Below are 14,426 nucleotides of genomic sequence, written 5' to 3'. Positions count from 1 at the left end.
CGCGGGCCACAGGCCGGTTCAGGGCAGCACCGACGCCGGCCGGCGGATGGTTTCCATCGGGTTGCGAGGCAATTCTCAGGTCCGGGGCGTGGTAGCCGATGAAGGGGGCTCTGGCACGCGCTGCACCCGAGCTGCTACCCGGAAAGGCCCCCCGAATGACCACGCAGACCCCGTACGGCCCCCCGAGCGCGGAACCTCCGCAGTTCGTCGCGGGTCATGCGCCGCTCCCGCCGGGTGAGTTCTCGACGTCAGCGACTCCGCAATTCGGCATTCCGCAGGAGCCGGGTTACGCGCCGACGGCATACGGCTCGCCCGCCCAGGTAGCACCGGACTACGCGCACCAGACCTACGCACCAGCGGGCTACGCACAAGCGGGCTACGCACAGCCGGGCTCCTCGCAGCCTGGGCACGCGCAGACTGCATACGCGCAGACTGAATACGTGCAACCAGCCGTAGCTGCACAGCCGCAGGTCGCCGGCCCGGAGATGGCGTCGCAAGTGCCGTCGGGACTGCCCGACCGCCGCCCGGCCGCAGTGGCGGAACAGCAGCTCGTCGCAGCGGCTCACCCGACCATGCAGCACCCACCGGCGTACGCCCCGCCAGGAGAACTTGCCGCGCCGATGTACCCGCAGGAGGGTGCGGTCGGCTACCCGCAGCCCGTCGCCTACGCCCAGCCGGCTGTGCTCGAATCCCCGGCCGGACCCGACTGGTCGCCGCAAGCTACCGCCGGATACGCCGAGGTGCTGCACCCTGGTGAGGGCGCCGACGCTGCGGCTTACCCGGTCGAGGCTGCGACGGCCGCGTACCCGCCGAGTGCGTATCCGACGGCTCCGCCGTGGGCCTCCGGTGCCGCTGCGGCGCCTGTCGCTGATCAGCCGCGGAGTCAGGCGGCTGTCGTCGCGCCGTACGGGGTGGTGCCGCAGGTGGGCGGGCTGCTGGTCCCGTACCCGGAGGAGCTGAAGAAGGCACCGCACGCGCAGGCGCCGGCGGTGTGGCCGGTGCTGATCTTCACGCTGTTCTTCAATGTGCTCGGGGTCATCTCGGCGGCGCGGCGGGCGGGTCAGGCCCAGCGGGGCCGCAACAAGACGGCGCCGTACTGGCTGGTTTTCGCGGCCACGTTCGCCGTCAGCTCCGTCTTCTGGCTGGTGATCGGGGCCAGTGTCGCCGTGCCGGTGTACCTGAACATTCGGGAGGGTGCGACGGTCACCGCGCTGGAGGAGCAGGTGCTGAACGACGGACAGCTCGCGAAGGCGAACGTCAAGGCGACCGAGGCGGACTGTCGGGCCGCCGGTGAATGGATCAGCGGGCACCGTGACTTTCTGTGTCAGTTGAAGCTCGAGGACGGGCGCACCGGGCAGGTGCTGGTGACGTCGGACGACCAGGGCAACTGGCGGCCGCTCGAAGATAAGTGACTTGTCGTGGCGCACCCTGGGGGGCCGGGGTGCGCCACGACAGACAGCGTGCGGGTCAGAACACGGGGACCCCGGCCCGGACCAGGCGCCAGTTCGAGACGGCGAAGTCCGCAGGGTTGATCGCGCCCTTGGCCTGCGCCCAGTCGATGAGCAGCTGCCGGATCTCCTGCTGGGCGTTGTAGACCTGCTCCTTCACGATCCCCGGGAAGTTACCGCCGCCGCTGCGCCGGTAGTTGTTCACTGCGACCACGAAGCGGGCGTCGGCGGCCACCGGCGCTCCGGCCAGTTCGAGCCGGGTGATCCGGGATCCGATCGGCTGACTGATGTCGATGTCGTAGTCGAGGCCCGAGAACACGTCGTAGTTGTAGTCCGGGATGGCCGGGTCGTTGATCGTCGCCGGGTCGGGCGTCGCACCGACGGGCAGCGTCACGAAGTACCGGGCCGAGAACTCCAGATAGGTGCGAACTTCGGCGCCCGTCAGCACCACCGCTTCGAGCGTGTTGTCGTAGATGTAAAGCCCGGCCACGTCCTTGATCTTGACGTCGCCCTTCGGGAACACCGCGGTACGGCTGAACGGCGCCGTGATCGCCAGCACCGGCAAGGCCGCGTGCTCAGTGCCGGCCAGGGCGGCAGTGACCGTGTCGATCTGCACCTTGTTGATGTAGTCGAGGATCGCCGTGTCCTTGTAGCGGGATTCGGCGGCGGACAGTTCCTCGGTGGACTGGGCGACGACCTGGTTCACGTACGCGACAGTCTTGTTGTGTTGTGAGCGCACCGCGGCGAGCACCTTGGGGTCCTCGGTGACCGTGTTGGTGTTGAGCGCGGCGGCCTTCTTGCTGGTGATGCTCCAGCGGCCGCGTTCGCGGACCAGGGTGAAGTCCATCCGGGTGAGGCGCTGGCCCCACTTCGACGGCTCGGAGAGCAGCACCTGGGCACCGGTCTGCTGGTTCGCGACGAAGCGCTCCGGCACCTCGCGGTGGGCGTGGCCGAACAGGATCGCGTCGATGCCGGGGACCTGCTCGGCGATCAGCGCGCACGGGTTCTCGTTGGGCAGCTCGGGGCCGTAGCTGCTGGTTCCGCTGTCACCACCGTGTGCGGAGATGAGCACGAGGTCGGCGCCGCGGGCGCGCATGATCGGCACCCACTTCGCGGCGGTGGAGATCATGTCCTGGAAGACGAGCTTGCCCTCGACGTTGGCCTTATCCCAGATCGCTACGCCCGGGTTGGTGAGACCCAGGATGCCGACCCGCAGGGTCGGTGCGCCCGGACCGAGACACACCTTCTTGATCACGTACGGGGTGAAGGCCGGCTTGCCGCTCTTCGCGTCGACGGCGTTGGCCGCGAGGGCGGGAAACCCGAGCTGGCGGATCCACAGGTGCAGCAGCGGCAGCCCATAGTTGAACTCATGGTTGCCCAGCGTGACAGCGTCGTAGTGCAGGACGTTCATCGCGCGGGCCATCGGGTGCCGCTCGCCGGTGGAGGTGATCGGCTCCTGCTTGGCGTAGTACGTAGCCAGCGGCGTGCCCTGGATCGTGTCGCCCGCGTCGAGCACCAGCGTCGCCTTGCCCCGGCGCTCGGCCCGGATCTGGTTGACCAGGGCGGCCAGTTTCGCGACGCCGACGTCGTTGTGCGCGCTGTCGTCGTACTCGAGATCCCTGTAGTAATCCCAGTTGAAAACGTTACCGTGCGTGTCGGAGGTGCCGAGCACGGTCAGGTCGTACGTCTTGGGGCCGGCCGGGTGTGCCTCGGCGGCGCCGGAAGCGACGACGGGTGCGGCCGCACCGGCAGCGGCGACAGCGAGCACGCTGCGCCGGGAGACGCCTGCGGGAAGGGTCATACCGAACTCCTCGAGCGAAGGTCCAGGCACCTCGCGGGCACCCACCGACGCACCATAACTGTCCATGCATCGATGCATGTTCGGCGGGATCAGGGCACACCGTGGAGCAGGTCCTGGAACGCGCTCGGGCGCGGTGACCGAGCGCCGGGTGCCCGCTCCGGGGGCCCAATCGCCTAGGATCGCCGCCATGTCCGCGCAGCCTGACCTGCCCTTGCGTCCGATGACGCTGGGTGAGCTGCTCGACGCCGCTATGACCCTGCTCCGGGCCCGGGCCTTGCCCCTGCTGCTCACCGCCGGCGTGCTCGCGGCGCTCGAGCAAGCCCTCCTCGTGCCGTTACGCGCCGCCGCCTCGCTCGATCCCCCGTGGTACGAGCCCAGCCGGGACGACTTCGGGACCTGGTGGTCGCTGATCGCCGTCGGATTCGCCACCGAGGCGTTCATCATCTGTGTGGTCGGCGCGGTGGCCGCCGCGGCCGCCGGACCCGCACTGATCGGCCGGCCGCTGCGCACCCGCGAGCTGTGGGCGCGAACCCGACCGGTGCCCACGCTGCTGGCCGCCGCGGGCCTGGGCCTCGCCTGCGGGCTGGCCGCGTTCGCCGGATTCCTCGGCTGGCTCCTGGTCTACGGACTTTTCGGCCTGGTCAGCGCCGTCATCGTGATCGATCGGCGTGGGTCGTTCGGCCGCGCCGCTCAGCTCGGCTCCCGGGGCATGCGCGGGGTCTGGACCCGGCTTGCCGCGTACCTGACCTGGTTCGCCGTCCGGTTCGTGCTCGGGGTGGGCTGGGTTTCCGCCGCCGAACTGGTGGGGGGAAACCTGCCGGCCTGGGCCGACTGGATCGCTCCGGTCGCGTGGGGGCTCGCCAACACCGTCGCGTACGCCGCACTGGCCTGCGTTGACGCGGTGCTGCTGCTGGAGCTTCGGATCCGTACCGAAGGCCTCGATATTGCTCTCAGCCGAGCCCGCAGCCGCGGCGAGGACCTGGCCGCAGTGTTGGTGCGCACGCGATGACACGGTCCTGGGATGAGTTCGCCGCGGCGGTGTTCGACGTTGTTCCGCCCGGCCTGCTCCTGCTTCTCCTGCTCGTCGCTGCCGGTCTGATCGGCGCACTGTGGTACTGGTTCCCGGCTTGGGTGCCCCGGCGACTGCCTCGGCTGCGGATGCCCCGCTGGCGCCGGCCGCGGTGGCGCCGCCGCCTGAAGAAGACCAAGGCCAACCCGGTCTCGGCGCCGACCGAGCCGCCAGCCTTCGCGCCGACCGTCGTGCTGCCGGATGGGATGTTGCTCGCTGACCGGTTCGCCGCCGAGGGCCGCTTCGCGGAGGCCATCCGGCAACGGCTGCGCGACGTCGTCGGTGACCTCGCCGCCGCCGGTGTCGTCACCCCGCTGCCCGGCACCACCGCCGCCGAGGTCGCGGCGACTGCCGCCCGGCACCGGCCGGCGGTCGCGGCGCCGCTGGGCGGCGCCACCGACATCTTCTCCGACGTCTGGTACGGCGACCGCCCCGCCGAACGCACCCACGACGACCGGATGCGTGACCTGACCAACGAGGTCCGCACCCGGATGCGAGGTGGTACGCCGTGAAGAACCCCCGCCGCCTGCGCCTGATCGTCCCCTTCGCGGTGGTGCTCGGCCTCGCCACGGCCACCGGCATCGTGCACGCCGTCGAACAGCCCGACCCGGAGGACATCACCTTCCTGTCCCCCACCAGCGACGCGGGTGACGGCGCCAAGCAGCTCGCTGACGGCCTGACCCGTGCGGGCGTGACCGTGGACGTCCGTAAGGACAGCCCGCAGGCGCTGACCGCGCTCGCTACGGGCGACGAGGTGACGCTCTTCATCACCACGCCGGAGCTGGTGCATCCCAGCTATCTGCGGCGATTCAGCACGCAATCGAACCGGGTGCGGGTCGTGCTGGTGGCGCCGACTCAGCGGCAACTGGATGATGCGTGGCTCGATGTCCGGGTGGGCGGCCCGCGTTGGACGGCGGCTGCACCGGAACCGGACTGCACGATCACTCCTGCCGCGGCGGCCGGACCGGCGGCGGCCCTGCGGTGGCGGTACGAGGCGCTCCAGGACACTCCGCAGTCCTGCTACGACGGTGGCCTGGTCGAGCTGGGCAGGACGGGCCAGCTGAGCCTCGTCGGTGCGGCGGATCCGTTCCGTAACGACCGCGCCGACGAGCACGGCAATCAGCGACTCGCCCTCGGCCTGCTGTCGCGGTCCTCCCGGGTGGTGTGGTTGGACCTGCACGAGCGTGAGCCGGCGCCGGAGCGCACTCGACCACCAGTCGCACCGACTGCGGATCCCCGTGACCCGTGGGGCACTGGCGACTCGCAAGGAGACCGCGCTGACGGCTCGGGGAGCAACGGCTCGGGCGACGGCCGCGCCGGCGACCCGGAGGATTCCGCCCAGGGCAGCGGCCGCAGCGAGCAGGAACAGGACAACCCGCTGCTGAACGCGTTCCCGCCGGGGGTGTGGGCGGCGCTGCTGCTGCTCGTCCTCGCGGCGATCGCCCTGGCCCTGGCCTCGGCTCGGCGGTTGGGCAGCCCGGTCACCGAACCGTTGCCGGCCCGGGTCCGCGCCGCCGAGACAGTTCGTGGACTGGGCGGGCTCTATCGGCGGGCGGGTGCGCGGAGCACGTCGCTGCGGACCGTACAGTCGGCGGCGCGGTCGCGGTTGATTGAGCACTTCGGCCTGCCATCCGGCACCTCGGTGGACGAATTGGCCGCCCGGGTGGCCGCCGAGACCGCGCTACCCACCGACGACGTCCGGCATGCGCTCGGCGGCGGCACCGAGGACAGCGACGCGGAGCTGGTACGCGCCGCGACCGTCGTACAAAACCTGGTCCGGTTTGTGACCGGCGGGCAGAACTGGCACCACGAAGACGAGGGGAATCTGACGTGACGTCGTTCGAATCCGGCGCGGTATCCGGCGAGGCCGCCGCGGCCCGCGACGCGTTGCAGCGCCTGCGGACCGAGGTCGCCAAGGCGGTCGTCGGCCAGGACGCGGTGGTCGGCGGCGTGGTGATCGCGCTGCTCTGCGGCGGCCACGTGCTGCTGGAAGGCGTGCCCGGCGTCGCCAAGACCCTGCTGGTGCGGGCGCTGTCCACGGCGCTGGACGTCGACACCAAACGGGTCCAGTTCACGCCTGACCTGATGCCCGGCGACGTGACCGGCTCGCTGGTCTACGACTCGCGGTCCGCGGCGTTCAACTTCCGGCCCGGCCCGATCTTCACCAGCATGCTCCTTGCCGACGAGATCAACCGGACGCCGCCGAAAACCCAGGCTGCGCTGCTCGAGGCCATGGAGGAGCGGACGGTCAGCACCGACGGCGAAACCCGCCGGCTGCCCGAGCCGTTCATCGTGGTCGCCACCCAGAACCCCATCGAGTACGAAGGCACGTACCCGCTGCCCGAAGCACAGCTCGACCGGTTCCTGCTGAAACTGTCGGTGCCGCTGCCCGAGCGCGCGGAGGAGCTGGGTGTGCTCCGGGCGCACCACAACGGTTTCGACCCGCGCGACCTCAAGGCCGCCGGGGTTTCCCCGGTGGCTTCCGCCGCGGACCTGGCCGCCGGGCGGGAGGCGGCCCGCCGGGTTGCCGTCGCCGACCCGGTCCTCGAATACGTCGTCGACCTGTGTCGGGCCACCCGGGTCGCCCCCGCGCTGGAGCTCGGCGCCTCGCCGCGCGGCACCACCGCCCTGCTGGCCGTCGCGAAGGCACGGGCATGGCTGAGCGGCCGCGAATACGTGCTCCCCGACGACGTGCAGGCGTTCGCCATTCCCGTCCTTCGGCACCGGGTGCGGCTGCGCGCCGAGGCTGAGCTGGACGGCGTCACCACCGACTCGGTGCTGCGGAGCGTGCTCGGCGCCGTACCCGCACCCCGCTGAGCCGGCCGTGGTCACGAGGCGTTTCGCGCTGGTCCTGGTCCTGGGCATGCCACTGCCGGTGTTGCTGCCCTCGCCCTGGCTGCTGACCCTGGCCGTCGTCGGCCTGGTCACCGGCGCAACGGTGGTGGACCTGCTGGTCGCGGCGCCGGTGACTGCGGTGATGTTGCGCCGGACCGGCGCCGAGACGGTGTGGCTCGGCGAGACCACGACCACCACGCTGACGGTGACGAACACGGCAGGCCGGCCGATGTGGCTGCGGCTGCGCGACCGCTGGGTGCCGTCGGCCGGCGCGGATCGCACCGAACACCGGCTCAACCTGCTGGCCGGCACGCAGGCCGAGGTCACCACGACGCTCACGCCGACCCGGCACGGCGACCGGGCGGCGGTACGGGTTTCGCTGCGCTCGTACGGCCCGCTGGGGCTCGCGTACCGGCAGCGGCGACAGCGGTGGGATGAAAGCCGCACGCCGAAGTGGACTTTGCGGGTGCTGCCGCGCTTCCCGTCCCGCCGGCTGCTGCCGGAGAAGCTCGCCAAGCTGCGCATTTTCGACGGTTCGGTGGTCACCCGGGGCCGCGGCCAGGGCACCGAGTTCGACGTGCTGCGCGAGTACGTGGTCGGCGACGACGTCCGCTCGATCGACTGGCGGGCGTCGGCCCGTACCCATGATGTGGTGGTCCGGACCTGGCGCCCGGAGCGGGACCGGCGGGTGGTCTGCGTGCTGGACACCGGCCGCACCTCGGCGGCGCGGATCGGCGACGAGCCGCGCCTGGACGCGGCGATCGACGCCGCGCTGCTGCTGGCGGTGTTGGCGTCGAAGGCGGACGACCGGGTCGACCTGCTTGCGGTGGACACCGCCGTCCGCGCCCGGGTCGAGGGCGGCGGGCACCGGACGAAGCTGCCGCGGCTGATCAGCTCGCTGGCCGCGTTGGAGCCGGCCCTGGTGGAGACCGACTTCGGGCTCGCGGCGAGCACCCTGTTGCGCCGGGACCACAAACGCGCCCTCGTGGTGATCTTCGCCGCATTGGACGCGGCTCCGATCGTCGAAGGGCTGCTGCCGGTGCTGTCCCGCCTGACGACGCGGCACCGCGTGCTGCTTGCCAGCGTGCGCGACCCGGAGACCGCGCTGCTGGCTCGACTGCCGGAGAGCGGCGCCACCGCGGACGACGTTCACCTGGCCGCGGCCGCCGAATTGGCCCTCGCCGAGCGCACCCGGGTGCGGGCGCTGCTGCAGCAGCAGGGAGTGATCGTGGTCGACGAACCGCGGGAGACGTTCGCGTCCAAGGTGTCCGACGCCTACCTCATGTTGAAGGCGGCCGGGCGGCTGTAGGACGTACGGGCTTGATAGCTTCGCGCCTGCACTGTCCGAGATCTCTCCCAGAGGACCCCTATGTCGCAGGCTGTCACCCTCAGTCCACCCCGTACCGCCGTGCTCGCCGACCTCATTCCGGGGGCGCTGGCCCGTGACGTGCTGCTGGTCGCCGGCGGCGCCGGGTTCGTCGGCCTGCTCGCGCAGGTGTCGGTGCACATCCCCGGCACGCCGGTCCCGATCACCGGCCAGACGTTGGGTGTGCTGCTCGTCGGCGCGGCGTACGGCTGGAAGCGCGCCGCCGCCACCATCACCCTCTACGCCGCGCTCGGCCTTGCCGGCGTGCCCTGGTTCGCCGGCGGTAGCGGCGGCTACGTCGGCGCGTCGTTCGGCTACATCATCGGTTTCGTCCTCGCGGCGACCGTCGCCGGCTTCCTCGCGGAGCGTGGCGCCGACCGGACCGTGCTGCGGTCGCTGCCGGCGATGCTCGCCGCGTCGGCGATCGTCTACGCGTTCGGCGTGACCTGGCTCGGCTTCTACGCCGGCATGGGCGTCACGGAGACACTGGAGAAGGGCCTGGTTCCGTTCCTGATCGGCGACGCGATCAAGGTGGCGCTGGCGGCCGGGCTGCTGCCCACGGCGTGGGCCCTGACCGGCCGGCGCTGACCTTTCTCAGGCTTCGTCAGGCTTCGACGGGCTTCGACGGGGCTTCGACGGGGCTTCGACGGGCTTCGTCAGGCTTCGTCAGGCGGAGGGGAGCTCGGTTTTCGCGTATTCCAGCTCCGAGCTCTCCCCGCGCCGGTCCGCGGCCGCGCCGACCACTAGCGCATAGCCCAGGAACGCCAGCCACACCACGGCACCGATCCCGATCCGGATCGCGTCGGGCCAGCCCGAGGGCGTCACGTACGCCTCGAGGACACCCGCGACCAGCAGCATCGCGACCAGCCCGAGCGCCACCAGGATCCCGGCGCGGGCCCGCTCGGCCAGCGCCCGGCCGCGGGTGCGGTGTGGTCCCGGCGCGATCCAGGCCCAGCCGATCCGCAGGCCCACCCCGGCCGCGACGAAGACGGCGGTCAGCTCCAGTAGGCCGTGCGGCAGGATGTAGGTGAAGAAGGTGGAGCCGTAGCCGGAGCCGGTCATCATGCCGCCGATAAGCCCGAGCTGGAACAGGTTCGTGGCGAGGATGTAGAACACCGGCACCACCAACACGCCGGAGGCCAGGCACTGCCCGGCGATCATGGCGTTGTTGGTCCAGACCCGCGCGGCGAAGTTCTGCGCCTGGAACTCGCTGTAGTAGTTGACGAAGTCCTCGCCGGCGTACTGCTCGGCTTCCGCGGCGGACATGAACATCGCGACGATGTCGGGATGCTCCGCGAAGTAGACCATCAGCCCGCCGGCGAACAGCACGCTCAGCACCATCACGGACAGCCACCAGCGTCGCGCCCGGTAGAGCTCGAGCGGCAGGGTCGTGGTGAAGAACCGGGCCACCGGCCGCCAGGAGTAGCTGCGGCTGCCGGTCAGCGAGGACCGGGCCGCGAGCACGAGCTGGGACAGCGATGCCAGCAGGATCGGATCGGGCGAGTGACTGCGCACCACGGACAGGTGGGTGGCCGCGCGTTGGTAGAGCAGGACCAGCTCGTCGGCCTCGGCGGCGGTCAGCTTCCGGCGGCGGGTGAGGGCGTCGAGCCGGTTCCACTCCCCGCGGCGCTCGCCGACGTACGCATCCAGGTCCACCGGCGCAGCGTAGCGGGCAGCGATGGGGTTAACTAACGCCCATGACGGTGGCGGTGACGGGCGCAGAACGGGCAGAACAGCTCGTCAACGGCGAGGCCGTGGAGGTCGACGTCCGTTACGCCCGGATCGGCTCGCGTGGTCTCGCCCTCTTGCTCGACCTGATGGCGCAGGTCCTCCTCGCGATCCTGCTCCTCGTCGTGATCCAGATCATCACCTTGGCCGCCGGCGCGGAGGCCGCCCTGGTCCAGGCGATGTTCACCGTCGGCCTGATCCTCGTCTTCGTCGGCTACCCCACGGCGGTCGAGACGTTCACCAACGGCCGCAGCCCGGGCAAGCGGGCACTGGGCCTGCGGGTGGTCCGCGAGGACGGCGGCCCGATCCGCGTCCGGCACGCCCTGGTCCGCAGCCTCGTCGGCCTCGCCGTCGAATGGCCCGGCCTGCTCTTCCCGCCGCTCACCTGGGCGGTGGCGTTGACCACCATGCTCTTCTCCCCCCAGGGCCGCCGGCTCGGCGACCTGGCCGCCGGCACCTTCGTCATCCACGAACGGTCCGCCGCCCCGTGGGGCTGGTCGCCCGTCATGCCACCGGCGTACGCCGGCTGGGCCGCCCAGCTGGACCTCACGAACCTCGACGACGAACTGGCCCTGGCCGCCCGGCACTACCTGGCCCGGGCGGCGCAGATCCGGCAGCCGATGAACGGCCAGTTCGCGTACTCCCTCGCCACCGAGGTGAGCGCGAAGATCGGCGTGCCGGTGCCGCCGGGCATTCCAGCCTGGGCCTACCTCAGCGCGATCCTCGCCGAACGCCGCCGCCGGGCCGCCGACCGGGCCCAGGCGAGCCGAGCCCTCACCCAGCGCATCTGGCCCGGCTTCGGCCGACTCGAGTGGGCGGCCCCGCGCGTCGGCCCCACCTGGGACCCGGCCGTCACCCACCCGCCGCTGCTCGGCGTCATGAAGGAAGACGGCGTCACAAAGGGGTAGGGGTAGCGATCCCCAGCAGGTCCAGCCCCTGCCGCAGGGTGCGACCGGTCAGCTCACACAGCGTCAGCCGGCTCGCCCGGACCGCACCTGCCGACTTCAGCACCGGACAGTTTTCGTAGAAGCCGCTGAACAGCGCCGCCACCCCGTACAGGTAGGCGGCGAGCCGGTGCGGCTCCAGCGTTTCGCCGACCGCCAGCACCACCGGCTCGAACGCCGCCAGTTCCAGGGCCAGGGCCCGCTCGGCCGGGTGGGTGATCTGCACCGGGCCCCGGTCGCTGCCGGCCCGGTCCAGGATCGACCGGGTCCGGGCGTACGCGTACTGCAGGTAGGGCCCGGTGTTGCCGGTCAGGGCGAGCATCCGGTCCCAGTCGAACACGTAATCCGAGCGCCGGTCCCCGGCCAGATCGGCGTACTTGACCGCGCCCGCACCGACCGCCGTGGCAGCCGCTGGACTCGGCGCGAGCGCCGCCGTCCGGGCCTCCGCCTCGTCGAGCACGGCGGCCAGCGGTACCGCATCGCCGGACCGGGTGCGGAACATCCGGCCGTCGGTGCCCAGGATCGACCCGAACGCGACGTGTTCCGCGGTCACGCCGTCGGGCAGCCAGCCCGCCGCCGCGGCTACCGCGTACACCAGCTGGAAGTGGGTCCGCTGCGGCGCGCCGACCACGTAGAGCAGCCGGGTCGCGCCGAGGTCGGTGACCCGATGCCGGAGGGCGGCCAGGTCGGTGGCCGCGTACCCGAAACCGCCGTCGCTCTTGCGGACGATCAGCGGAAGCGGCCCGCCGTCCCGTCCGGTGAAGCCAGCCGGGAACGCGCACAGCGCGCCGTCGCTCTCGACCAGCAGCCCATTCTCACTCAGCTCAGCCACGACCGACGCGAGCTGGTCGTGATAGCTGCTTTCGCCCGCGAAATCGGCCGCCGTCAGGGTCACCCCGAGCCTTTCGTACGCGGCCAGCAGGTACTGCTGCGACGCCGCCACCAGCCCCCGCCACAGCCGAGTCGTCTCCGCGTCGCCGGCCTGCAACGCCACCACCCGCAGCCGCGACCGGTTCCGGAACTCCTCGTCGGCGTCGAACTTCGCCCGCGCCTTCTGGTAAAACGCCGTCAGTTCCCCGGCCTGCGCCACCCCGGTGGCACCCTAGTCCCGCAGCTGCTCGATGAGCATGCCGAACGCGGTCCCCCAGTCGCCGACATGATTGGCCCGCACCACGTCGTGCCCGAGCCACTCCAGCGTCCGAGCCAGCGCGTCGCCGATCACGGTCGACCGCAGATGCCCGATCGTCAGCTCCTTGGCGATGTTCGGCGCCGAGTAGTCCACGACGACGGTCTGCGGCTGCCCGACCCGGGGCACCCCCAGCCGCGCGTCCCCGGCCAGCGCATCCACCGCGCTCGCGATCGCCGCGTCCGTGACCGTCAGATTGAGGAAGCCGGGTCCGGAAACCTCCACTGTCGCCAGCCCGGCCAGCTCGGCCCGCTCGGCGACCTCCACCGCGATGGCACGCGGCGCCCGGCCCAGCTCCCGGGCCAGCGCCAGCACCACCCCGGACTGAAAGTCGGCGTGCTGCGAACGCCGCACCGCCGGTTCCACGGCCGCCTGCGCGACCTCGGCCAACGCGGGCGCCAGCCGCGCGGACAGCAAAGCTTCAAGATTCATGACCAGACCCCTCGACGGTACGCGGCGACGAGCCGACCGGACGGAGTCACGACCACACCTGCGACCACCGGCGGACAACCCGCCGGTGGAGGACACGTGCTAGCTCAACCGGAAGGCGATGACCCGGCGTCGCTCACGACTGATGCTCTGCACGCCGCCCACCTTAGCGGCCCCGTCCGGCCGCAGCGATCGGGTTGTCCCGCTCCCCACCCGCACCCATCTTTGATATAGATAGATCTATATCAATTTAGGGAGTGTCCTGAAGATGCTGCGCAACGCTGCCCTCTCCCTCCTGACGACCGCCACTGTCATCCTGAGCGCCGCCACGGCGCCCACCCCGGTCGCCGCCAATCCGTACGAGCGCGGCCCCGCACCGACGGTGGCCGGCATCGAAGCCACCCAGGGTCCATTCACCACGGCCACCGTCACCGTGCCGCGGTCGAGCGCCACCGGCTTCGGCGGCGGCACCATCTACTACCCGACCACCACCACCGCGGGCACCTTCGGCGCCGTCGCCATCTCCCCCGGCTACTACGGCACCAAGGGCAGCATCGCCTGGTACGGCAACCGAGTGGCCTCCCAAGGCTTCGTGGTGTTCACGATCAACACCTTCAGCATCGTCGACGATCCCGACAGCCGGGGCGCACAACTGCTCGCCGCCCTGGACTACTTGACACAGCACAGCAGTGTCCGCACCCGGATCGACGCCACCCGGCTCGGGGTCATGGGCCACTCCATGGGCGGCGGCGGCAGCCTCGTCACCGCGTCGGCCCGGCCGCAGTTGCAAGCGGCAATTCCGCTGACGCCGTACCACGACACGACGAACTGGTCGGCGGTGAGCGTGCCCACCCTCGTGATCGGCGCCGAGAACGACTCCACGGCACCAGTCGACTCGTACGCCGAACCGTTCTACGTCAGCCTGCCGGCCACGCTCGACAAGGCGTACCTCGAATTGAACAACGCCGGCCACTCGGCGCCCATCGTGGCCAACACGACGATCGCGAAGTACAGCATTTCGTGGCTCAAGCGGTTCATCGACAACGACACCCGCTACGAGCAGTTCCTCTGTCCCGCACCGAGCGGACCGACCATCCAGGAGTACCGCGACACCTGCCCACACTCCTGACTCGGCCAGAATGGGCTGGGTGGACGAAACCTGGGACGCGGCCGCCGCCGGCGTGCTTGCGCTGCCGTCGGGGCGGCTGATCCGCGGACGGGGTTTGCGCAAGCCCCTGCCACCGGGTGTTGCCCCGCAGTTCGGTCTCTATCTGCTGGGGCGGCCGCCCGCGCCGCCGCCCTGGGAGAGCCGCTGGCTGCGCTGGCCCGACTTCCGGCTGCCCACCGACCGGGACCTCGCTGCCGCCACCCTTCGAGAGCTCTGGGACCGGTCCGCCGTGCAACGGGTGGAGGTCGCCTGCGGGGGCGGGCGAGGACGAACCGGCACCGCACTGGCCTGCCTCGCCGTGCTCGACGGCGTAGCACCCCCGGACGCGATCGACTACGTCCGGGAGCGATACGACCGGTACGCGGTGGAGACGCCATGGCAGCGCCGCTATGTTCGAGCCTTCAGTCCGCCCGGATAGCGATCGCCTCCAGATACGCCGAAGGCACCTTGAC

Annotated in this window: 12 protein-coding genes and 1 pseudogene; 10 read left to right on the top strand and 3 right to left on the bottom strand. The window is 71.2% G+C overall.

What is annotated here, in order from left to right; all coding sequences use genetic code 11:
• The first annotated feature begins 155 nt into the window (after positions 1-155).
• On the top strand, positions 156-1,412 hold the full coding sequence (locus tag ACIA1L_RS04645; RefSeq protein ID WP_396071140.1) for a hypothetical protein: 1,257 nt from the start codon (positions 156-158) through the stop codon (positions 1,410-1,412).
• 55 nt (positions 1,413-1,467) lie between these two features.
• On the opposite strand, the gene ACIA1L_RS04640 is transcribed toward ACIA1L_RS04645, so the two are convergent.
• Positions 1,468-3,249 carry a bifunctional metallophosphatase/5'-nucleotidase gene (locus tag ACIA1L_RS04640; RefSeq protein WP_396071139.1) on the bottom strand — a complete coding sequence of 594 codons (1,782 nt, stop codon included), beginning with the start codon at positions 3,247-3,249 and terminating at the stop codon, positions 1,468-1,470.
• 187 nt (positions 3,250-3,436) lie between these two features.
• Here ACIA1L_RS04640 and ACIA1L_RS04635 point away from each other — a divergent pair, with 187 nt between their 5' ends.
• The 6 genes from ACIA1L_RS04635 to ACIA1L_RS04610 are packed head-to-tail and all read left to right on the top strand — an operon-like array spanning position 3,437 to position 9,107.
• The gene (locus tag ACIA1L_RS04635) at positions 3,437-4,258 is read left to right on the top strand and encodes a hypothetical protein (protein WP_396071138.1); all 822 of its coding nucleotides are present in this window, start codon (positions 3,437-3,439) and stop codon (positions 4,256-4,258) included.
• Positions 4,255-4,830, top strand: a complete 576-nt coding sequence (locus ACIA1L_RS04630) for a DUF4129 domain-containing protein (protein WP_396071137.1) — start codon at positions 4,255-4,257, stop codon at positions 4,828-4,830. Before ACIA1L_RS04635 ends, ACIA1L_RS04630 begins: the two co-directional genes overlap by 4 nt.
• Positions 4,827-6,152 carry a DUF4350 domain-containing protein gene (locus ACIA1L_RS04625; protein WP_396071136.1) on the top strand — a complete coding sequence of 442 codons (1,326 nt, stop codon included), beginning with the start codon at positions 4,827-4,829 and terminating at the stop codon, positions 6,150-6,152. Before ACIA1L_RS04630 ends, ACIA1L_RS04625 begins: the two co-directional genes overlap by 4 nt.
• Positions 6,149-7,135, top strand: a complete 987-nt coding sequence (locus tag ACIA1L_RS04620; protein ID WP_396071135.1) for an AAA family ATPase — start codon at positions 6,149-6,151, stop codon at positions 7,133-7,135. Before ACIA1L_RS04625 ends, ACIA1L_RS04620 begins: the two co-directional genes overlap by 4 nt.
• A gap of 7 nt (positions 7,136-7,142) precedes the next feature.
• The gene (locus tag ACIA1L_RS04615) at positions 7,143-8,462 is read left to right on the top strand and encodes a DUF58 domain-containing protein (protein ID WP_396071134.1); all 1,320 of its coding nucleotides are present in this window, start codon (positions 7,143-7,145) and stop codon (positions 8,460-8,462) included.
• A 60-nt stretch (positions 8,463-8,522) separates the two neighbouring features.
• Complete coding sequence (locus ACIA1L_RS04610) at positions 8,523-9,107, top strand: biotin transporter BioY (RefSeq protein ID WP_396071133.1); 585 nt, start codon at positions 8,523-8,525, stop codon at positions 9,105-9,107.
• Between the two features lie 78 nt (positions 9,108-9,185).
• On the opposite strand, the gene ACIA1L_RS04605 is transcribed toward ACIA1L_RS04610, so the two are convergent.
• Positions 9,186-10,175 carry a stage II sporulation protein M gene (locus ACIA1L_RS04605; protein WP_396071132.1) on the bottom strand — a complete coding sequence of 330 codons (990 nt, stop codon included), beginning with the start codon at positions 10,173-10,175 and terminating at the stop codon, positions 9,186-9,188.
• Positions 10,176-10,216: 41 nt separating this feature from the next.
• On the opposite strand from ACIA1L_RS04605, the gene ACIA1L_RS04600 reads away from it, so the two are divergent.
• Positions 10,217-11,155, top strand: coding sequence for an RDD family protein (locus ACIA1L_RS04600; protein WP_396071131.1), 939 nt, complete (start codon positions 10,217-10,219; stop codon positions 11,153-11,155).
• Here the strand turns inward: ACIA1L_RS04600 and argS are convergent.
• A pseudogene (gene argS, locus ACIA1L_RS04595) lies at positions 11,142-12,809 on the bottom strand (arginine--tRNA ligase). The gene ACIA1L_RS04600 and the pseudogene argS overlap by 14 nt on opposite strands.
• Before the next feature lie 265 nt (positions 12,810-13,074).
• Here argS and ACIA1L_RS04590 point away from each other — a divergent pair.
• Positions 13,075-13,935, top strand: coding sequence for a dienelactone hydrolase family protein (locus tag ACIA1L_RS04590; RefSeq protein ID WP_396071130.1), 861 nt, complete (start codon positions 13,075-13,077; stop codon positions 13,933-13,935).
• A 19-nt stretch (positions 13,936-13,954) separates the two neighbouring features.
• Entirely contained in the window at positions 13,955-14,392 is a 438-nt protein-coding gene (locus ACIA1L_RS04585) for a protein phosphatase (RefSeq protein ID WP_396071129.1), read from the top strand.
• Positions 14,393-14,426 lie beyond the last annotated feature (34 nt).

The sequence above is a fragment of the Actinoplanes sp. NPDC051859 genome (genome assembly GCF_044452725.1).
GTDB lineage: Bacteria > Actinomycetota > Actinomycetes > Mycobacteriales > Micromonosporaceae > Actinoplanes.
This window is presented reverse-complemented; position numbering and strand designations above follow the sequence as displayed.